Origin of the sequence: Vibrio breoganii (assembly GCF_001677275.1) — a bacterium.
Classification (GTDB): Bacteria; Pseudomonadota; Gammaproteobacteria; order Enterobacterales; family Vibrionaceae; genus Vibrio; species Vibrio breoganii.
Genome location: NZ_CP016177.1, coordinates 2,547,212 through 2,568,015, shown reverse-complemented (window position 1 = coordinate 2,568,015; position 20,804 = coordinate 2,547,212). Strand labels below are relative to the sequence as shown.

At 45.2% G+C, this 20,804-nt stretch carries 21 protein-coding genes; 19 read left to right on the top strand and 2 right to left on the bottom strand.

Going from position 1 to position 20,804, the window contains the following annotated elements:
- Positions 1 to 31: 31 nt before the first annotated feature.
- The 5 genes from hflX to A6E01_RS11855 all read left to right on the top strand — a co-directional run bounded on the left by hflX (position 32) and on the right by A6E01_RS11855 (position 5,251).
- Positions 32 to 1,321, top strand: a complete 1,290-nt coding sequence (gene hflX / locus A6E01_RS11875; RefSeq protein ID WP_017027513.1) for a ribosome rescue GTPase HflX — start codon at positions 32 to 34, stop codon at positions 1,319 to 1,321.
- A gap of 45 nt (positions 1,322 to 1,366) precedes the next feature.
- Positions 1,367 to 2,557, top strand: a complete 1,191-nt coding sequence (hflK, locus tag A6E01_RS11870) for an FtsH protease activity modulator HflK (RefSeq protein WP_017027512.1) — start codon at positions 1,367 to 1,369, stop codon at positions 2,555 to 2,557.
- Between the two features lie 2 nt (positions 2,558 to 2,559).
- On the top strand, positions 2,560 to 3,540 hold the full coding sequence (hflC, locus tag A6E01_RS11865) for a protease modulator HflC (protein WP_017027511.1): 981 nt from the start codon (positions 2,560 to 2,562) through the stop codon (positions 3,538 to 3,540).
- A 69-nt stretch (positions 3,541 to 3,609) separates the two neighbouring features.
- Positions 3,610 to 3,795, top strand: coding sequence for a DUF2065 domain-containing protein (locus A6E01_RS11860; protein ID WP_017027510.1), 186 nt, complete (start codon positions 3,610 to 3,612; stop codon positions 3,793 to 3,795).
- Positions 3,796 to 3,934: 139 nt separating this feature from the next.
- Positions 3,935 to 5,251: an adenylosuccinate synthase gene (locus A6E01_RS11855; protein ID WP_017027509.1), complete on the top strand. Its 1,317-nt coding sequence runs from the start codon at positions 3,935 to 3,937 to the stop codon at positions 5,249 to 5,251.
- A gap of 70 nt (positions 5,252 to 5,321) precedes the next feature.
- On the opposite strand, the gene hmpA is transcribed toward A6E01_RS11855, so the two are convergent.
- Positions 5,322 to 6,506, bottom strand: a complete 1,185-nt coding sequence (gene hmpA, locus A6E01_RS11850) for an NO-inducible flavohemoprotein (protein ID WP_065210277.1) — start codon at positions 6,504 to 6,506, stop codon at positions 5,322 to 5,324.
- A 110-nt stretch (positions 6,507 to 6,616) separates the two neighbouring features.
- On the opposite strand from hmpA, the gene nsrR reads away from it, so the two are divergent.
- From nsrR to rplI, 8 genes are all read left to right on the top strand, one after another.
- Positions 6,617 to 7,042, top strand: a complete 426-nt coding sequence (gene nsrR / locus A6E01_RS11845; protein ID WP_017027507.1) for a nitric oxide-sensing transcriptional repressor NsrR — start codon at positions 6,617 to 6,619, stop codon at positions 7,040 to 7,042.
- A gap of 394 nt (positions 7,043 to 7,436) precedes the next feature.
- Complete coding sequence (gene rnr / locus A6E01_RS11840; protein ID WP_065210276.1) at positions 7,437 to 9,893, top strand: ribonuclease R; 2,457 nt, start codon at positions 7,437 to 7,439, stop codon at positions 9,891 to 9,893.
- A gap of 12 nt (positions 9,894 to 9,905) precedes the next feature.
- Positions 9,906 to 10,643 carry a 23S rRNA (guanosine(2251)-2'-O)-methyltransferase RlmB gene (gene rlmB / locus A6E01_RS11835; protein ID WP_065210275.1) on the top strand — a complete coding sequence of 246 codons (738 nt, stop codon included), beginning with the start codon at positions 9,906 to 9,908 and terminating at the stop codon, positions 10,641 to 10,643.
- 65 nt (positions 10,644 to 10,708) lie between these two features.
- Positions 10,709 to 11,491 (top strand): nitroreductase family protein, encoded by a 783-nt coding sequence (locus A6E01_RS11830; protein ID WP_065210274.1) that lies wholly within the window; start codon positions 10,709 to 10,711, stop codon positions 11,489 to 11,491.
- 183 nt (positions 11,492 to 11,674) lie between these two features.
- Complete coding sequence (rpsF, locus tag A6E01_RS11825; protein WP_017032969.1) at positions 11,675 to 12,064, top strand: 30S ribosomal protein S6; 390 nt, start codon at positions 11,675 to 11,677, stop codon at positions 12,062 to 12,064.
- A gap of 8 nt (positions 12,065 to 12,072) precedes the next feature.
- Positions 12,073 to 12,375 carry a primosomal replication protein N gene (gene priB / locus A6E01_RS11820; RefSeq protein ID WP_026012832.1) on the top strand — a complete coding sequence of 101 codons (303 nt, stop codon included), beginning with the start codon at positions 12,073 to 12,075 and terminating at the stop codon, positions 12,373 to 12,375.
- Positions 12,376 to 12,391: 16 nt separating this feature from the next.
- A complete protein-coding gene (gene rpsR, locus A6E01_RS11815; RefSeq protein ID WP_000090472.1) occupies positions 12,392 to 12,619 on the top strand; it encodes a 30S ribosomal protein S18 in 228 nt (75 codons plus the stop codon).
- A 32-nt stretch (positions 12,620 to 12,651) separates the two neighbouring features.
- Positions 12,652 to 13,104: a 50S ribosomal protein L9 gene (gene rplI, locus A6E01_RS11810; protein WP_017027501.1), complete on the top strand. Its 453-nt coding sequence runs from the start codon at positions 12,652 to 12,654 to the stop codon at positions 13,102 to 13,104.
- Between the two features lie 73 nt (positions 13,105 to 13,177).
- On the opposite strand, the gene A6E01_RS11805 is transcribed toward rplI, so the two are convergent.
- Positions 13,178 to 13,900, bottom strand: coding sequence for a DUF481 domain-containing protein (locus tag A6E01_RS11805; RefSeq protein WP_065210273.1), 723 nt, complete (start codon positions 13,898 to 13,900; stop codon positions 13,178 to 13,180).
- 271 nt (positions 13,901 to 14,171) lie between these two features.
- Between A6E01_RS11805 and A6E01_RS11800 the strand changes: the two genes are divergently transcribed.
- The 6 genes from A6E01_RS11800 to A6E01_RS11775 all read left to right on the top strand — a co-directional run bounded on the left by A6E01_RS11800 (position 14,172) and on the right by A6E01_RS11775 (position 20,796).
- Positions 14,172 to 15,572 (top strand): replicative DNA helicase, encoded by a 1,401-nt coding sequence (locus A6E01_RS11800; RefSeq protein ID WP_017027499.1) that lies wholly within the window; start codon positions 14,172 to 14,174, stop codon positions 15,570 to 15,572.
- Between the two features lie 8 nt (positions 15,573 to 15,580).
- Positions 15,581 to 16,675 carry an alanine racemase gene (gene alr / locus A6E01_RS11795; protein ID WP_065210272.1) on the top strand — a complete coding sequence of 365 codons (1,095 nt, stop codon included), beginning with the start codon at positions 15,581 to 15,583 and terminating at the stop codon, positions 16,673 to 16,675.
- Positions 16,676 to 16,892: 217 nt separating this feature from the next.
- Positions 16,893 to 18,545, top strand: coding sequence for a glucose-6-phosphate isomerase (gene pgi, locus A6E01_RS11790; RefSeq protein ID WP_065210271.1), 1,653 nt, complete (start codon positions 16,893 to 16,895; stop codon positions 18,543 to 18,545).
- A 121-nt stretch (positions 18,546 to 18,666) separates the two neighbouring features.
- A complete protein-coding gene (dusA, locus tag A6E01_RS11785) occupies positions 18,667 to 19,647 on the top strand; it encodes a tRNA dihydrouridine(20/20a) synthase DusA (protein ID WP_026012834.1) in 981 nt (326 codons plus the stop codon).
- Positions 19,648 to 19,846: 199 nt separating this feature from the next.
- On the top strand, positions 19,847 to 20,053 hold the full coding sequence (locus A6E01_RS11780; protein ID WP_017027495.1) for an envelope stress response protein PspG: 207 nt from the start codon (positions 19,847 to 19,849) through the stop codon (positions 20,051 to 20,053).
- Positions 20,054 to 20,136: 83 nt separating this feature from the next.
- Positions 20,137 to 20,796, top strand: a complete 660-nt coding sequence (locus A6E01_RS11775; RefSeq protein ID WP_017243459.1) for a TIGR04219 family outer membrane beta-barrel protein — start codon at positions 20,137 to 20,139, stop codon at positions 20,794 to 20,796.
- The last annotated feature ends 8 nt before the right edge of the window (positions 20,797 to 20,804 follow it).

Here is a 20,804-nt window from a genome sequence, read left to right as displayed (position 1 = left end):
CATCAAGTATCTTGTGTAAGGAGCTTATCGCTTGTTTGACCGGTATGAATCAGGTGAACAGGCGGTACTTGTTCATATTAATTTTACACAGGAAGGGGAGTGGGAAGACCTAGCTGAATTTGAGATGTTAGTGTCTTCTGCGGGTGTTAACAACCTGCATACCATAACGGGTAGCCGTCAGTCCCCCCATGCGAAGTACTTTGTGGGTGAGGGTAAAGCACAAGAAATTGCTGATTTCGTTCAGCAACTTGAGGCTGAGATAGTTATCTTTAACCATTCCCTTTCTCCTGCTCAGGAACGAAACCTAGAACAGTTGTGCAAATGCCGAGTGCTAGATCGTACCGGTCTTATCTTGGATATTTTTGCTCAAAGGGCGAGAACCCATGAGGGTAAACTGCAAGTAGAGTTGGCGCAGTTGCGTCATATCTCCACCCGATTGATTCGTGGTTGGACTCACTTGGAGAGACAGAAAGGTGGTATTGGTTTAAGAGGGCCGGGTGAAACCCAGCTTGAAACCGACCGTCGTTTGCTAAGAGATCGAATCAAAGCGATTTTACGTCGCCTAGAAAAGGTAGCTAAGCAGCGCGAACAAGGCCGCAGAGCAAGAAAGCGAGCTGAAATCCCCACTGTCTCTTTGGTTGGTTATACCAACGCCGGTAAATCCACTCTGTTTAATAGGATTACTGAAGCTAGCGTTTATGCAGCTGACCAGTTATTTGCTACTTTGGACCCAACTCTACGTAAAATAGAGTTAGACGATGTGGGCCTTGCTATCCTTGCGGATACCGTAGGTTTTATTCGTCATCTTCCGCATGATTTGGTTGCTGCTTTTAAGGCAACCTTGCAGGAAACCCAAGAAGCAGACATCTTGTTACATGTTATAGATGCTAGTGACGAACGTTTCAGAGAGAATGTCCAAGCCGTCGATATCGTCTTAGAAGAGATCGATGCGCACGAGATCCCAGTCTTACTTGTCATGAACAAGATAGACAACATGGAACAACAGTCTCCTCGTATTGAATATAACGAAGAGGGTGTGCCCACTACAGTGTGGGTTTCTGCGATGGAAGGCTTGGGTTTAGACCTGCTGTTTCAAGCGTTGACTGAACGCTTAGCAAGTCAAATGGTCGAATATACCTTGAGTATACCTCCCCTGTATCAGGGGCGTTTACGCAGTGTATTTTTCAATATGAAATCTATTCGACAAGAGGCGTATGATTCAGAAGGTAACTTGTTGATTGATATTCGAATGCAGCAAGCCGATTGGGCTAGACTGCAAAAGAGGGAAGAGGCGCAGTTGGACGACTTTATAGTCGGTTAAAAGACTGTTACTTTATAACGTCATATCTAGTGATGGAGTTTTCTAATGGCGTGGAACGAGCCTGGAAATAACAACGGAAACAATGGCCGCGACAATGACCCTTGGGGTAATAAAGATCGTGGCAATCAGCAATCCGGTGGTCGCAATCAAGGACCGCCAGATTTAGATGAAGTGTTTAGCAAACTAAGTCAAAAGCTGGGTGGTAAATTTGGTAAGCGTGGTGGTGGTTCATCATCAAGTGGTGGCGGTGCAATTGGCTTCGGTCTAATTGCTGTAGTCGCTATCGTTATCTGGGTTGCCTCTGGTTTCTACACAGTAGGTGAAGCAGAGCGTGGTGTCGTACTTCGTCTAGGTAAATACGATCGCATCGTAGATCCTGGTCTGAACTGGCGTCCACGTTTCGTCGATGAAGTAACAACAGTAAACGTTGAAGCAATTCGTGCACTTCAAGCTTCGGGCTTAATGCTTACGAAAGATGAAAACGTTGTAACTGTTGGTATGGGTGTTCAGTACCGCGTATCTGATCCATACAAATACTTGTATCGCGTAACAAACGCTGATGACAGTTTGCGTCAAGCTACAGATTCTGCTTTGCGTGCAGTAATCGGTGACTCTTTGATGGATAGCATCCTGACAAGTGGTCGTCAGCAAATTCGTCAAAGCACTCAAGAGACTCTGAATGAAATCATTGATGGCTACGACATGGGTATCCTTGTTGTTGACGTCAACTTCCAATCAGCACGTCCACCAGAGCAAGTTAAAGACTCATTCGATGACGCTATCGCAGCGCGTGAGGATGAGGAGCGTTTCATTCGTGAGGCAGAAGCTTACAAGAATGAAATTTTGCCGAAAGCGACAGGTCGTGCAGAGCGTCTGAAGAAAGAGGCACTAGGTTACAGCGAGCGCATCGTTAACGAAGCGTTTGGTCAAGTGGCTCAGTTTGAAAAACTACTACCAGAATATCAAGCGGCGCCAGAGGTTACTCGTAACCGTCTGTACCTAGATACAATGGAAGAAGTGTACTCAAACACGTCTAAAGTACTTATTGATTCTGAATCAAGCGGTAACTTATTGTACTTGCCAATCGACAAGTTAGCGGGTCAGGATAGTTCTTCAACCAAGCGTTCTGATAAGTCATCTTCAGTGTACGATAAGATAGAGCTAGATGCGGCGACAACACCGCAGTCGTCTTCAACTGACACTCGTTCAACTACTACTCGTCAAGGGAGATACTAGGAATGCGTAAGTTAATGATCCCAGTATTGGTGGTTGCACTCGCACTAATGCTAATGTCGGTATTCGTTGTCCCTGAGGGTGAGCGCGGTATCGTGGTTCGATTTGGTCGTATCTTGAAAGACAACAATGATATGTCTCGTATCCACGAGCCAGGTCTGCACTTTAAAATGCCATTGTTTGACAACGTTAAGCGTCTAGACGCTCGTATTCAAACCATGGACGGCCGTTCTGACCGCTTTGTAACGTCTGAGAAAAAAGACGTCATCATCGATTCATACGTGAAATGGCGTATCGAAGACTTTGGTCAATATTACTTGGCAACCGGTGGTGGTAATGCGCTTACAGCGCAAGCCCTATTGGAGCGTAAAGTAACAGACGTGCTTCGTGCTGAAATCGGTTCTCGTGAAATCAAGCAGATTGTATCGGGTCCTCGTAATGAAGCCGTTTTACCGGATGAGGAAGAGCTGGAAGAAACAGTTTCTGAAGCGGCTCGTGCTGCTGTAGAGATTGACGGTGAGCGTGATAAGATCATGGCAGTCGTTTTGGAAGATACTCGCCAAAGCGCGATGGATGACTTGGGCGTTCGTGTTGTTGACTTCCGAATGAAGAAGATCAACCTACCGGATGAAATCTCTGAGTCTATCTACCGTCGTATGCGTGCTGAGCGTGAATCTGTAGCGCGTAAGCACCGTTCTCAAGGTCGTGAGAAGGCAGATGTTATCCGAGCTCAAGCTGAGCTAGAGGTAGCAACTGTACTTGCTGAGGCTGACAGAACGGCACGAGTAACTCGAGGTGATGCAGACGCAACTGCTGCTAAGATTTACTCTGAAGCGTACAACAAAGATCCTGAGTTCTACAGCTTCGTTCGTTCACTTAGAGCGTATGAGAAGTCATTCTCTCAGAAAGGGGACATTATGGTCCTTGATCCGAAGAGCGATTTCTTCCGCTTCATGAACGATTCAAGCGGCGCACCGCGTAAGTAATATCAGCTAGATATCGCAAAGGCTCCTATCATAGGAGCCTTTTTTATTCATTCTTAATAGGAAATAGATATGTCTCAAGGGATATGGATTGCCTTAGGCTTGGTTTTAATACTCGAAGGGATTGGTCCATTATTGGCTCCAAACGCATGGCGCAATATGATGGCACAATTGAGCCAGCAGCCGGATAATCAGCTGAGAAGACTGGGCGGATGTCTTGTGGTTGCAGGGGCAGTAATTACCTTTATGTTACTGTGAGCATTAATAAAGTATTGGTTTTCAGCTTAAATCAATTTGAATAACCGCCATTATTTTATGGTTAGTGTCTAAAAAATGACTGCAAATTTGATTTTTCGGTGCTAGAATCCTTTTTTAACTAGCAATCAGATTTGGAAAGATGGGAAATAACGTAGTTGTTTTAGGCACCCAATGGGGTGACGAAGGTAAAGGTAAAATCGTTGACCTTTTAACTGAAGATGCGAAGTACGTGGTGCGCTACCAAGGCGGTCACAATGCAGGCCACACTCTAGTTATTGACGGTGAAAAAACCGTTCTACACTTAATTCCATCAGGCATCCTGCGTGATAATGTAAAATGCATTATCGGCAATGGTGTTGTACTTTCTCCAGATGCACTTCTGAAAGAAATGAAGCCTCTTGAAGAGCGCGGAATCCCAGTACGCGAGCGTCTATTCGTTTCAGAAGCATGTCCACTAATTCTTCCTTACCATATCGCAATCGATCAAGCTCGTGAGCTAGCTCTTGGTAAAAAAGCAATCGGTACTACAGGTCGTGGTATTGGTCCAGCGTATGAAGATAAAGTATCTCGTCGTGGCCTACGTGTAGGCGATTTGTTCGATAAGACTACATTTGCTGAGAAATTAAAGAAAGTTATGGAATACCATAACTTCCAACTAGAGCATTACTACAAAACTGACACAGTAAGTTATGAAGAAGTTCTTGAGCAAGCGATGAGCTATGCAGACCTTCTAACTTCTATGGTCATTGATGTTACTGACGAACTAGACGCAGCACGTAAACGTGGTGATAAGATCATGTTCGAAGGTGCTCAAGGCACACTTCTGGATATCGACCACGGTACTTACCCGTACGTAACTTCTTCTAACACTACAGCTGGTGGTGTAGCAGCAGGTTCTGGTTTTGGTCCTCGTCACATTGGTTACATCCTAGGTATTGCAAAAGCTTACTGTACCCGTGTTGGTTCTGGTCCGTTCCCAACGGAACTTTACGATGGCTTAGACAAGCAAGACCCAGTAGGTAAACACCTTGGTGACGTAGGTCATGAGTTTGGTGCTACAACAGGTCGTCTACGTCGTACTGGTTGGTTCGATGCAGTAGCTATGCGCCGTGCGGTTCAAATCAACTCAGTAACAGGCTTCTGTCTGACTAAACTAGACGTACTAGATGGTCTTAAAGAACTGAAAATCTGTACTGGTTACAAGATGAAAGACGGTACTGTTCTAGAAGTTTCTCCAATGGCTGCAGAAGCATTTGAAGAAGCAACACCAATCTACGAAACAGTTCCTGGTTGGTCTGAAACTACCTTTGGTGCCAAGTCTATTGAAGAACTGCCACAAGCAGCACTAGATTACATCAAGCGTATCGAAGAGCTAACTGGCGTGCCGATCGACATCATCTCTACTGGTCCTGACCGTAACGAGACTATGATCAAGGTTCACCCATTCAATTCTTAATTGAATAAGTATCTTGAATAAAAAAAACCGGCTATTGCCGGTTTTTTTGTGTCTGTCATTCTGCTTTTGATTAAAGAACCTTATGTGGTCCAAAGCACCCGTAGTTTAGCTGATCTTGCTTATAGCCTAGATCGGTGAGCTGCTGAGCGACCGCTTGCATGAAAGGGACAGGACCACAGAAGTACACCTTGGCATTCTTTGGTAGCTGTTCTTGGCTCAATTTAGACAGGTCAATCAAGCCTTCTGCTTGATAGTCTTCTGAGCGGAGATCCGATGCTAGAGGGCTGCGATACCAAGTGAAGTGCTCAAAGTTATCCTTATTGTTACAAAGCTGGGATACGTGCTCTTTAAAGGCATGATGCTCGCCATTTTCAGCCGCATGCAACCAAGTCACTGCTTGCTCGCCTTGCTCAAGCGTCTCTAGCATAGACAGCATAGGCGTAAGGCCAACACCCGCAGAGATAAGAACCACAGGCTCTTTTGATTCAGAGTCCAAGAAGAAATCACCGGCCGGAGGTGCCAGTTTAACAACATCGCCTCGCTGTAGATGATCATGCAGGTAGTTGGATACCTTGCCTTCTTCCTCACGCTTCACCGAGATGCGGTAGGTGTTTCCATTTGGTGCTGCCGATAGACTGTATTGGCGAATTTCTTGGTTTTCAAATTTCGGTGTGTTGAGGTAGATACCTAGATACTGCCCTGGATTAAAGTCAGCAACCGAGTCACCATCAACAGGCTTAAATACGAAGCTAGTGATTACTGAGCTTTCTACTTTCTTCTCAACAACCTCGAATTCACGAAGCCCACGCCAGCCACCTTGGCTTTGTTCATTAGCCACATAAATTTGCTCCTCACGCTGGATAAAGATATTGGCCAATACGCCGTATGCCTTACCCCATGCATCAAGTACCTCTTGGCCAGGAGCAAATAATTCGTCGATAGTGCCTAGTAGGTGGCTGCCGACAATATTGTATTGCTCTGCGGTGATCATGAAACTGGTGTGTTTCTGTGCGATTTTTTCCACAACAGGTAATAGAGCACCTAGGTTGTCGATGTTAGATGCGTAACCACAGATAGCATTGAACAATGCCTCTCTTTGGTCGCCATTGCGCTGATTGCTCATGTTAAAGATGTCTTTCAGCTCTGGGTTATGAGCAAACATGCGATCATAGAAATGCGCCGTCAATTTAGGGCCGGTTTCTGCCAAAAGTGGGGCAGTAGCTTTAACGATATCAATGGTTTTTTGTTCTAACATCTTCATTATCCATTTTAAGGTGTATTTCAAATACATGTTTATATGTTGTATAAAATGTATATTAAAGTCAACAAAAGAATTACACTTGCGGAACGATACGGAGTACCACTATGCAAATTACAAGCTTTACTGACTATGCCATCCGCACTCTCATCTATTTAGCTGCACTGAAAGATGATGAACTGACAAACATTACCCAGGTCAGTGAAGTGTTCGATATCTCTCGCAATCACATGGTTAAGATTGTTAATAAACTAGGGCAAACCGGTTTTATTGAAACTATTCGAGGTAAGAATGGTGGCATTAGACTGAATAAGCCAGCCAGTGACATAAATATAGGGCATGTAATTAGAGAGCTAGAACCACTGAAAGTCATCAACTGCTCCCCCGAATTTTGCCATATTACCCCTGCATGCCGACTTAAGGGCTACCTGCACAAAGCAAAGGAAGCGTTTTTGGCAGAGCTCGATAAATGCAATCTTGATGATTTGGTGGATGACAATTCGGACCTGATGATTCTTTTGTCCAAGGGCTAGACGTTAAAAGCGAATATTTCATTAATTTTTAAAGCATTTTTTCGTCGTAGGGCATTACTAGAATATAATAGCTACTAACTAGAAAATGTTGGCCAACTGCTTCTGTTACTTAACCAAACCGTCAACCAACCACAGGTATAGTCGATTTATGAAAGTACAATTTAGTTTAGAAGTATCAGATTCGATAGTCGTAGCATTACTTAAACTGGCAACGATAATAGCAAGCGCCAGTACCATAATGTAAACAATGTGGTCAGGGCGTTGCTCTGACCATACTTCTCACTTGCTTAACGTTCGAAAAAGCGAATATTTCATTAATTTTTAAAGCATTTTTTCCTTGTGGGGCATTACTAGAATATACTTTACTCAATTATTCTAATTAATGAGCACCCCCATGTCCGATTCTAATTCTCTTGACCCCCATGCAGATCGAGAGGCGAAAAATTATGAAAACCCAGTACCGAGTAGAGAGTTTATTTTAAGCTTTCTAGAAAGTGCTGGCGCACCAATGAATCGCAATGATTTATTTACTGCCCTTGAGCTTGATGGTGAAGAACAATATGAAGGCTTACGCCGCAGGCTAAATGCTATGTTGCGCGATGGCCAACTAGTGTTTACTCGTCGTCAATGCTTCGCCTTGCCAGAAAAACTCGAGATGATAAAAGGGCATGTAATCGGTCATAAAGATGGCTATGGTTGGGTACGCCCTGAGGGTGTGATTGGCAAAGAGCATGACCTTGTTCTGCCATTCCATCAGATGCGTGGCATCATTCACGGTGACTATGTTCTCGCTCAAGAATCTGGCACCGACAAACGAGGCCGAAAAGAGGCGCGTATTGTTCGAGTACTTGAAGAGCGTTCTATGCAGATCGTTGGTCGCTTCTTCTTGGAGTTTGGACAAGCGTATGTTGTCGCCGACGATTCAAGAATCCATCAAGATATCCTCATCCCTAAAGAACATAGAATGGGTGCTCGAATGGGGAATGTCGTTGTTATCGAGATCACCGACAGGGGGAGTCGTTCTCGAGGCATGACAGGTCAAGTGGTGGAGGTACTGGGAGAAAACCTAGCACCGGGCATGGAAACTCAAATTGCTATTCGTACACACCAAATTCCAAATGAATGGCCTGAAGAGGTCACCAAGCAAATCGCTTCCCTTGAAGAAGAAGTGCCAGAGCAGGCGAAAAAAGGGCGTGTTGACCTTAGAGAGTTGCCATTGGTGACCATCGACGGCGAGGATGCCCGAGACTTCGATGATGCCGTTTTCTGTGAGAAGAAGAAAAGCGGTGGCTGGCGTTTATGGGTGGCCATTGCCGATGTCAGCTACTACGTTCGTCCTGATTCAGCGCTAGACAAAGAAGCTATCAATCGTGGCAACTCTGTGTATTTCCCTTCTCAGGTTGTCCCTATGCTGCCTGAGGTGCTCTCGAACGGCTTGTGTTCACTAAACCCAGAAGTTGATCGCTTGTGTATGGTGTGCGAGATGACGGTTTCCGAAAGCGGTAAGCTATCGGGCTATAAGCACTACGAAGCTGTAATGAACTCCCACGCTCGTTTAACCTATACCAAGGTGAATGACATTCTCAATGGCGATGAAGAGCTTAACCAGCGCTATGAGCCTTTAGTGCCGCACCTTCAAGAACTGCATAATATGTATCGTACTCTTAAGACGGCTCGAGACGGCCGAGGGGCGATAGAGTTTGAAACAGTAGAAACTAAATTTATCTTCAATGCGGATAGAAAGATTGACCGCATTGAGCCTGTTATTCGCAATGATGCCCATAAGCTCATTGAAGAGTGCATGATCTTAGCAAACATTGCCTCAGCTTCACTGGTAGAGAAATTAAAAGAACCCGCTCTGTATCGAATTCATGAATCTCCTGGAGAGCAACGACTTGTTGGTTTCAAAGACTTCTTGAGTGAGCTTGGCTTAACTCTAAACGGTGGGCTAGAGCCGTCACCGACTGATTACGCCGATTTGATGCACGTTGTCACCCAGCGACCGGATAAAGAGCTGATTCAAACAATGTTGCTACGCTCAATGAAGCAAGCTGTGTATAATCCCGATAACGCTGGGCACTTTGGACTAGCACTGAAGCGATACGCACACTTCACTTCTCCTATTCGTCGCTACCCTGACTTATTGTTGCACCGAGCAATCAAGTACTTGATTGCCAAGCAAGAAGGCCGCAATCAAGACCGATGGACTCCAACGGGTGGCTTCCATTACTCCTTTGATGATATGGATGTATATGGTGAGCAGTGCTCAATGACAGAGCGCCGTGCCGATGATGCGACCCGTGATGTAGCCGATTGGTTGAAATGTGAGTACATGCAAGACCACGTGGGTGAAGAACTCGATGGCGTTATTGCTAATGTCACGGGTTTTGGCTTCTTCGTGAGGCTGACTGAGCTACACATCGATGGCTTGGTGCATATATCTGCATTGGCCAATGACTATTATCGCTATGATGCAGTGAGCCAAAGGTTGGTGGGTGAAAGCTCGGGCCAGATATATGGCTTAGGCGATCAGGTTAAGGTGAAGGTGTTAGCCGTTAATCTTAACGATAAACAGATTGATTTTGAATTAGCGGGTACGGTACGTACGCCTAAAGGCAAAGGAAAAACGGCGAAGAAACGCCTAGTAGAAGAAGCGAAACGCTTTGATAAAAAGAAAGAGGATGCAGCAGGAAAAGGCCGCTCCAAACGTGCGAAGACTATGGTAGAACCTACGGTTCGTCCAGATGGCAGCTCTGATGAGAAACCCGCATCGAAGAAGCGAAAGTCGCAAAAAGCCCGAAAGAGTAAAGCACGTAGCAACAAGAATAAAGCGCGTGATTCGAAGAAATAAGAGAAGCAAATAATGAGTAGCGAATATATTTACGGTATCCACGCAGTTAAAGCGGTACTAGAAAAAGATCCTGCACGCTTTATCGAAGCGTTTGTTTTAAAGGGGCGTCAGGATGACCGTTTGTTACCTTTAATCAATCAGCTACAAGCATTTGGCGTGTCCATTCAGCAAACTGGCCGTAAGGCGTTGGACGACAAAGCAAAGGGCGCAAACCATCAGGGCATTATTGGCCGTGTTAAGGCAGCCAAAGCTCTGAATGAAAACGACCTAGATGTGATCTTAGCGTCTCAGACTAATCCATTACTTCTTATCTTGGATGGCGTTACGGACCCACACAACCTAGGTGCTTGTCTGCGCAACGCAGATGCGGCGGGTGTCGCGGCAGTGATTGTTCCTAAGGATAAATCAGCCCCTCTTACCGCTACGGTAAGCAAAGTGGCATGTGGCGCAGCAGAAACTGTGCCACTGGTTCGTGTAACGAACCTAGCGCGCACGATGCGTCACCTACAAGAGCAGAGCGTTTGGATCGTAGGCACGGCTGGTGAGGCAACTCATGATGTCTATCAGAGCAAGCTAACCGGACCTTTAGCTATCGTTATGGGTGCTGAGGGGGATGGTATGCGCCGTCTTACTCGTGAAACCTGTGACGATTTGATTAAGATCCCAATGGCTGGTTCAGTATCAAGCCTGAATGTTTCTGTTGCTTCTGGTGTCTGCTTATTTGAAGCAGTGAGACAGCGTCAAGGTTAAGCACAATTAACCCATGATAAAATAGGAGCTTCGGCTCCTATTTTTGTATCAAGGATTAGATCTTCATGGACGTTTTTCAAGCCCTTCACTCTCATCGCTCCATTCGCGAATATAAAGACCAACCTATTTCAGAACAGACTCTTAATGAGGTTCTAGAGGCCGGTATTCGCGCCTCATCATCGGGCAACATGCAATCGTACTCCATCATAGTGACCAAAGATGAAAAGCTGAGAAAGGCATTGTATGAGCCTCATATGCAGCAATCTATGGTGGTGGATGCCCCAGTATTGTTGACGTTTTGTGCCGACTTTAGACGCATGCGAAAATGGCTGGCACAAAGTGGTGCTCCGCTAAATTTCGATAACTTTATGAGCTTCATGATCGCAGCCATTGATGCCACATTGGTTTCGCAGAATGTGGCTATTGCAGCGGAAGCGAAAGGATTGGGCTTGTGTTACATGGGCTCTACCTTGGCCAATTGTGAGCAAATTGGCGAGATACTCGAACTCCCTGAAGGTGTTGTACCTGTCGTAGGGTACTCACTAGGGTACGCAGATGAATCCCCACAGATTCGTGACCGCTTACCTCTGGCTGGCCTAGTGCACAATGAGGTATACCAAGACCATACCGAACAGCAGATCTCTGATATCTATCAACAGCGAGAAACCGCAGGTTGGCAACGTTACATGGCGTTTCCTGAGCTTAAGCAGATGATTGAAGAGTCTGGCGTTGAGAATTTGGCTCAGGTTTATACCAAGCTAAAATACACCAAAGAGTCCCATATTGAATTTTCACAGTCAGTTCTTAGTTACCTTAAGAAACAAGGGTTTATGAATCAGCAGCCTTAACAGATGAAAGATAATTGGGAGTGCGAAAACTATATTCTGCAGAAGCCCCTTTTTTACTTGATCTTACTGACTGCTTTCTGTACTATTTGCCGTCCTTAAAACTCGGTCATTTATCTTTAGTTCCTTGCTTCCTCTGGACGACCGAGCCATTCGTGGAAGCTAATAATCCGTAAGGAGCAACACATGCGTCATTACGAAATCGTATTCATGGTGCACCCTGATCAAAGCGAGCAAGTTGCTGGCATGATCGAGCGTTACACTGGTTCTATCAACGAAGCTGGCGGTACTATCCACCGTCTAGAAGACTGGGGTCGTCGTCAACTGGCTTACCCAATCAACAAGCTTCATAAAGCTCACTACGTTCTTATGAACGTTGAAGCTGGTCAAGCTGTGATCGACGAGCTAGAAACTGCTTTCCGTTTTAACGATGCAGTTCTACGCAACATGATCATGCGCACTAAAGGCGCTGTGACTGAGCAATCAATCATGCTTAAGCAAAAAGAAGAGCGTGCAGAGCGTGCTCCTCGTCGCGAAGAGCGTACTGAAGCTAAGCCAGAAGCATCTGCTGAGTAATTGATTGTATGACCAATCGAATGGACTTAAGCGGCATTGTTGCTAAAGACCCTATTCGAACGCAAAGCCCCTCGGGGATATCACATTGCCAATTTTGGCTCGAGCATCGCTCAAATGTGATGGAAGCTGAGCTTCCAAGACAGGTTTACTGTCGAATGCCTGTAGTGGTGAGTGGCAAAGGGTCACACACATTAACTCAAGAACTAGTTAAAGGCAGTACAATCAGGGTAAGCGGCTTTGTTGCTTATCAAATGAGTCGAAATGGCTCAGGAAAACTGGTTTTACATGCCCAAGATATCACTCAAATTTAAGATCAGGAGATAGCCCATGGCTCGTTTCTTCCGTCGTCGTAAATTCTGCCGTTTCACTGCAGAAGGCGTACAAGAGATTGATTACAAAGACGTAGCAACTCTTAAAAACTACATCACTGAAGCTGGTAAAATTGTACCTAGCCGTATCACTGGTACAAGCGCTAAATATCAGCGTCAACTAGCTCGTGCAATCAAGCGTTCTCGCTACCTAGCACTACTGCCGTACACTGATAAGCATCAGTAATCGGCACCGTTTATTAAATAGAGGATTAAATAATGCAAGTTATTCTACTTGATAAAATCGGTAACCTAGGTGCACTTGGCGATACTGTTAACGTTAAATCTGGTTACGCTCGTAACTACCTTATTCCTCAGAATAAGGCAGTAATGGCTACTAAAGCTAACGTTGAAATGTTTGAAGCTCGTCGTGCTGAACTAGAAGCTAAAGTTGCTGAGCAACTTGGTGCTGCTGAAGCTCGTGCTGAGAAAGTTAACACTCTAGAAGCAGTTGTTATCGCTTCTAAAGCTGGTGACGAAGGCAAACTATTCGGCTCTATCGGTACTCGTGACATCGCTGACGCTGTTACAGCTGCTGGCGTTGAAGTTGCTAAGAGCGAAGTTCGTCTTCCTGAAGGCGCACTACGTAACACTGGTGAGTTCGAAGTAAGCGTTCAACTTCATTCTGAAGTTTTCGCAACTGTGAAACTACAAGTTGTTGCTGCAGAGTAATTCTTTACTCTAAAGACGATTTTAAAACACCGGCCTTGGTCGGTGTTTTTTTATGTCTAGAAAATAAGATTTGCTAGAAAAGGAACAGCAGGTTAACGGAGAATACCGAGTCGGTATTGCTTAACCCATCGGGTACTTTGTTGTGGTACTGACGGTTATGCACCAGCTTGAGTGCGATATCGTTGGTGATCTCATTGATGACAGAAATCTCGGTATCTGTTCTGGTGTTACTCTCACCGGCAACAACCGTAAGATTGCCACTTATTGCTAACGTCTTGATTGGCTTCCAAGTCATCGCTAGGTTGGTACGAATGATCGCCTCACTGACTGTTTCAGGAAATACGATATCGTCATCGTCAATTTCATCTAAATTTGGCTCTTGGTAACGAAAACCAGGACCAAGCTCTCCCTCAATCAATAAATACTTGGTATTCATAAGCTGGTAACCCAGACCCGCTGATATCGTGTAATCAGTAAAGTAAGCGCTGTATTTGGAGTCATAGCCACTAAAACTTGAGTAGGCGTAGCTCTTTGGGCCTAACTTGTAATCCCCTTGCAGGTCGTACGTCGATTGGCGTTTATCTTCTTCACCGTCTTTATACAGCAGGTAATACTTCCACTCGCCGGTTAAACGATAGCGATTCTTGATGTATTCGCCACTGAGACGAGCGTTGAGAGATTCTGAATCTGAGTTTCCAGAGTGAGCCTGGTAACCAAACTCGACTTCACTCTTGAAGGGGGAAGGGCTCTCGATATCCGCATCAATAAGCTCTTCCGCGTGGAGCACTGAGCACATCAGAGACCCCAGACAAAATAGCAATTTTTTAGACACGAAATACCTCTAGCATAAAATAGCGCTGGCGCATTGTACCCCAACTTTTTGGTTAAGCGTCAAGCTTAGGTAAAAAATTATACAGTAGGTATTATCTCAACTCCAAAGCTGCCATTCTAGAGACAATGAAATAAGTTAATAGTTTTCATGATGATATCTATTAAAGATAATTTTCTAAACACATCATCATTAGCATTGGTATAATGCAAAGAACAGCAAGTCACTGAGCACATTCATGGTAGATCAACGAACAAACACAAAACAAGATTCCCAAGTCGATGCAATCAAAGCGCCTCCACATTCATTAGAGGCTGAGCAATCGGTAATTGGTGGACTATTGCTGGATAATGAGCGTTGGGATACCGTTGCTGAAAAAGTGATGGCAACAGACTTTTATAGTCGTCCGCATAGATTGATCTTTGAAGCGGTGAAAACCCTTCTTGAAGACAGCCAGCCTCTGGATTTAATTACGCTATCCGAGTTCTTAGAGCGTCGTGAGCAACTTGAAGATGTGGGTGGATTCGCTTATCTAGCCGACCTTGTAAAGAACACTCCGAGTGCGGCAAACATCAATGCGTACGCTGAGATAGTGGCAGAACGAGCCGTCGTTCGAAGCCTGATTGGTGTGGCTAACGAGATTGCAGATGCGGGTTATGACCCACAAGGTCGTTCATCGGGTGATCTTGTCGACTTTGCTGAGAGCAAGGTTTTTGCCATTGCCGAAGAGCGCAGTAATGAGAAAGACGGCCCGCAGAATGTCGATAACATTCTTGAGAAAACTCTGGAGCGCATCGAGGAGTTATACAAAACCCCGCAAGATGGCGTAACGGGTGTCGATTCTGGTTTTAACGATCTGAACAAGAAAACGGCAGGCCTACAGCCTTCGGATCTGATTATCGTTGCAGCTCGTCCATCTATGGGTAAAACCACATTTGCGATGAACCTGTGTGAAAACGCGGCGATGAGCTCCGATAAGCCAGTTCTTATTTTCTCTCTAGAGATGCCCTCAGAACAGATTATGATGAGAATGTTAGCCTCTTTATCTCGCGTTGACCAAACCAAGATTCGTACTGGTCAGTTAGACGATGAAGATTGGGCTCGTATCTCATCAACCATGGGCATTCTGATGCAAAAGAAGAACATGTTCATTGATGATAGCTCAGGTTTAACGCCAACAGAATTACGCTCTCGCGCAAGACGAATCGCCCGTGACAATGGCGGATTAAGTCTCATCATGGTCGACTACCTGCAATTGATGCGTGTACCCGGTATGCAAGACAATCGTACCTTGGAGATATCTGAAATATCGCGCTCCTTGAAAGCACTCGCGAAAGAGTTGCAAGTGCCGGTTGTCGCTCTTTCTCAGCTTAACCGTTCCTTGGAGCAACGTGCTGATAAACGCCCGATCAACTCGGATCTTCGTGAATCAGGTGCGATCGAGCAGGATGCCGATTTGATCATGTTTATTTACCGCGATGAGGTTTATAACCCAGACAGTTCTATGAAAGGAACGGCTGAGATCATTCTAGGTAAGCAACGTAACGGCCCAATTGGTTCTGTTCGTTTAACATTCCAGGGACAGTTCTCTCGCTTTGATAACTACGCCGGTCCTGCATTCGATTATGACGACGAATAGGAACTGGCATGAGTAGATTGCAAGCTGCTGTAGCATCGATTAACACCGATGCTCTTTGCCATAATATAGACATGCTGCATAAACAGGCGCCTAACAGCCGTTTACTCGCGGTTGTTAAAGCCAATGGTTATGGGCACGGTTTATTAGAAGTGGCCAAACACGCACAAGGTGCTGACGCCTTTGGTGTCGCTCGCGTAGAGGAAGCATTGCAGCTTCGTGCCGGCGGTATTGTTAAACCTGTATTGTTATTGGAAGGCTTTTACTCGGCCAGTGATCTGCCTATCTTAGTCACCAACAACATACAAACCGTGGTGCATTGCGAGGAGCAACTAGAGGCTCTAGAGCAAGCCGAACTGGAAAATCCTGTGGTTGTGTGGCTGAAGATGGATACAGGAATGCATCGTTTAGGTGTACGTCCTGAACACTATGATGAGTATATTCAGCGCCTACATAACTGCAAAAATGTGGCGCATCCTCTGCGTTATATGAGTCACTTTGGTTGCGCAGACGAGCTAGAAAACCCAATCACTTCGCAACAAATTGAGCTGTTTAAGAGTACGACTGCCAATTGCACCGGTGAACGCTCAATCGCGGCTTCGTCTGGCATATTGTCTCGCAGTGATAGCCATTTTGAGTGGGTACGACCGGGCATCATCATGTACGGAGTATCTCCATTTAGCGATAACGATGCACAGCAGTTGGGCTATCGCCCTGTCATGACACTACGCTCGCATCTTATTGCAGTTAACGAACTTAAGGCCGGTGAAAGCGTGGGGTATGGCGCAAACTGGACTTCAGAACGAGATACAAAAATAGGTGTGATTGCGGTTGGCTATGGGGATGGCTACCCTCGTATGGCACCCAATGGCACTCCCGTCCTAGTGAATAACCGCAAGGTCCCATTGGTTGGACGAGTATCGATGGATATGCTGACCGTGGATCTTGGGCCAGACGCTAGCGACAAAGTTGGTGATTCTTCTGTACTTTGGGGAGAGGCGTTACCTGTAGAAGAAGTTGCAAGGTATGTTGGAACCATTGCCTACGAGTTGGTGACTAAGCTCACCTCTCGAGTGATACCTGTTTACACTAAAGACAGCGTTTAGCCGACTAAAATGTGAGCTAAGTCAACAACTGAGTGAAACGCTTCAGTGATAATCGCAAATCAGCCGTAGAACACGGTACATTAGAACAAATTATTAAAGTGGTGGTGCGAAGCAATGCACGGTCACTACAACCAGTATCAGGGGAGTTTAACAATTGAGTCGCATTGTCTGCTCTTTGTTAAGCACAACTTAAAATTAGAAATAATGGGAACTCACAATGTTGAAAAACATCAATCCGACGCACACCGATGCTTGGAAAGCCTTAACAGCTCACTTTGAATCAGCTCAAGATATGGAGATGAAAGATCTCTTTGCACAAGATTCAGAGCGTTTTGATAACTTCTCTAAAAACTTCGGCGACGACATCTTGGTTGACTACTCAAAGAACCTAGTTAACGACGAAACCATGAAGCACCTGTTTGATCTTGCGAAACAAACAGAGCTAAAGTCTGCGATCGACGCAATGTTCTCTGGCGAGACCATCAACAAAACTGAAGGACGCTCTGTTCTTCACACTGCACTTCGTAACCGTAGCAACACTCCTGTTGTTGTTAATGGCGAAGATGTAATGCCAGCAGTGAATGCTGTTCTTGAAAAGATTAAATCTTTCACTGACCGCGTTATTGGTGGCGAGTGGAAAGGTTATACGGGCAAAGCAATCACTGATGTAGTGAATATCGGTATCGGCGGCTCTGACCTAGGTCCATTCATGGTGACTGAAGCACTAGCACCCTACAAGAATCACCTAAACCTACACTTCGTTTCTAACGTTGATGGTACGCACATCGCTGAAACGCTTAAGAAAGTAAACCCAGAAACAACATTGTTCTTGGTGGCTTCTAAGACGTTCACGACTCAAGAAACAATGACCAACGCACACAGTGCGCGTGATTGGTTCCTTGCTGAAGCACAGGATGAAGCACACGTTGCTAAACACTTCGCTGCGCTTTCTACCAATGGCCAAGCAGTGTCTGAGTTCGGTATTGATACTGACAACATGTTTGAGTTCTGGGACTGGGTTGGTGGTCGTTACTCTCTATGGTCTGCAATCGGTCTTTCTATTGCACTGGGTGTAGGCTACGACAACTTCGTTGAGCTACTTGCTGGTGCTCACGAGATGGATAACCACTTTAAGTCAACGGATCTTGAGAACAACATCCCAACGATTCTTGCGCTTATCGGTATTTGGTACAACAACTTCCACGGTGCAGAGTCTGAGACGATTCTTCCATACGACCAGTACATGCACCGTTTTGCGGCTTACTTCCAGCAAGGCAACATGGAATCAAACGGTAAGTACACAGACCGTAACGGCGATGCAGTGGATTACCAAACTGGCCCAATCATTTGGGGTGAGCCAGGTACCAACGGTCAACACGCGTTCTACCAGTTGATTCACCAAGGTACTAAACTGATTCCGTGTGACTTCATTGCACCAGCAATCAGCCACAACCCAACGGGCGACCACCATCAGAAACTAATGTCGAACTTCTTTGCTCAAACAGAAGCATTGGCGTTTGGTAAGTCTCGTGAAGTGGTTGAAGCAGAGCTTGTTGCAGCAGGTAAATCAGCGCAAGAAGTGGCTGAACTAGCACCATTCAAAATATTTGAAGGCAACCGTCCAACCAACTCTATTCTTGTGAAGCAAATTACTCCGCGCACGTTGGGTAACCTAATTGCAATGTACGAGCACAAGATCTTTGTGCAAGGTGTTATTTGGAACATCTTTACCTTTGATCAGTGGGGCGTGGAACTAGGCAAACAACTAGCAAACCAAATCCTTCCTGAGCTAGCTGACGACTCAGCAGTAGATTCTCACGATAGCTCTACTAACGGTCTGATCAACGCATTTAAACAATACAAAGCGTAATTTATCTACCCATATATAAGGCCAGCCATAGTGCTGGTCTTTTTTATGTCTGTAATAAACTGGTCTATTTTATAGACAGGATGTAGAATACGCCCTCATTTTTATTCGCGGACTGAACCTTATGTACCCATCTTCTAGACTCTCTATCGCTCCGATGCTCGATTGGACGGATCGTCACTGTCGATACTTTCACAGGTTGCTGTCGCAAAACACTCTGTTGTATACCGAGATGATAACAACGGGCGCGATTATTCATGGTAAGGGTGACTTTCTACGCTTTAGCGAACAGGAGCATCCTATTGCTCTGCAGCTTGGTGGTTCAAACGCAAAAGACCTAGCGCACTGTGCAAAGCTGGCACAGGAGCGAGGCTATGATGAAGTGAACCTCAACGTCGGTTGCCCATCAGACCGAGTTCAAAACGGTAAGTTTGGGGCTTGCCTTATGGCTGAGCCACAATTGGTAGCCGATTGTATTGCTGAAATGAAATCGGTCGTTGATATCCCAGTAACGGTGAAAACGCGTATTGGTATCGACGATCAAGACTCGTATGAGTTTTTGACTGACTTTGTATCTACAGTACACGAGAAGGGTGGCTGTGAGCACTTTACCATTCACGCGCGTAAGGCGTGGTTGAGTGGATTGAGCCCGAAAGAGAACCGCGAGATCCCACCATTGGATTACCCTCGCGCTTATCAGATTAAGAAAGACTTCCCACATTTGGATATTGCGGTTAACGGCGGCGTGAAAACCCTAGAAGAAACGTTAGAACATCTTGAGCACCTTGATGGCGTGATGATCGGTCGAGAGGCTTATCAAAATCCCTATTTATTGGCAGAGGTAGATCAGCGTATCTTTGGTCAAGACAAGCCAGTCATTAAGCGTAGCGAAGTGGTTGAACTTATGTACCCATACATAGAGCAGCAACTATCTGAAGGTGCTTACCTAGGGCATATCACTCGTCACATGCTAGGTTTGTTCCAAAGCATGCCAGGTGCACGCCAATGGCGACGTTATATTAGTGAAAATGCACACAAACCGGGTTCGGGTATTGAAGTGGTTGAGGCTGCATTAGCTAAAATCCCTAAAGAGCTAGGTGTGTAAAACTCACCATTAACTGGTTATTTTTACTAAATTAAACTCTTAAAAGGGCCTTCACTTTTGGTGTTGGCCTTTTTTATTGTATTTAATCAATGGTTTAATGCGTCGTGCATGATTGGCAAGGTACTTGCTTTATAAGTGTAGTAATGGGGTTCATGTGCGATGTTACCCTGACCTATTAATCTGTAGTTGGAGAGTGTCTATGTTTGAGCTACTTATGTTATTGATGTTCTTTGGCGTGTTTTTCTTTACTGGCCTGACTTTTTTTGGCCTATTGATGGCATTTTTCGTCGTGTTTGCCTTCAGTCTAGTATTAGGTTTACTGGGAGCGGCGCTTAAGTTCTTGCCCTATATCCTACTTGCTGTTGTGATCTACTGGGTGCTTAAGCGTACAAGTGCATGTTCATGATGTTAGTTATTGATTTAACTAAGGTGTATGTATGCTAGTATCTGCTCATAAAGTAACGATTTTAGTTTTCTTGGGAGTGGAAAATGAACAAATGCACTTTAATTGCGGTCGTAGGAGCCAGTGCATTAGCAAGTTCTTGGTCGGCGCAGGCAAAAGTCGCTGAGCCAGGTGTTCATGGTAAGGTTACTGCAGACATGTTCTGGGGTAGCACGAAGATCAGAGAAACTCGTCAAGAAGATGACGAAATCCCGGTTCTAGCCGCACAAATCGAACACGATGTGCCTTATCTGCCTAACTTTAGAATTCGCTATACGGCGTTAGATACCCAATACATTGCTCATGATAAGTTCGATTACACCTTCTACTATCGACCTTTGAGAACTGAAAATCTTGAGTTGGATCTTGGCTTTACTCTGACTGACTATCGCAATAGTTTCTATGAAGATACCGATACAGGTAAAAGTGGTGACTTTGATGGCATCATCTTTAGCTGGTATGCCAATGCATTAATTGCCGTGCCTAATACAAATCTAGCGGTTATTGGTGAGTTTGATTTTGGTGAGACATCCGATATTAAATCTGCAGATCTAACCGGTGGCTTGCAGTACACCTTCGATCTAGATTCGGTCGATTTGGTTGTGCGCGGTGGCTATCGCGTAATGGACTACACCTTTAAAGAGTTTGATAGCAAAGCCTATGGCTTTGTCGACGGTTGGTTTGTCGGTGGACAGGTCGCTTTCTAAAGAATTAA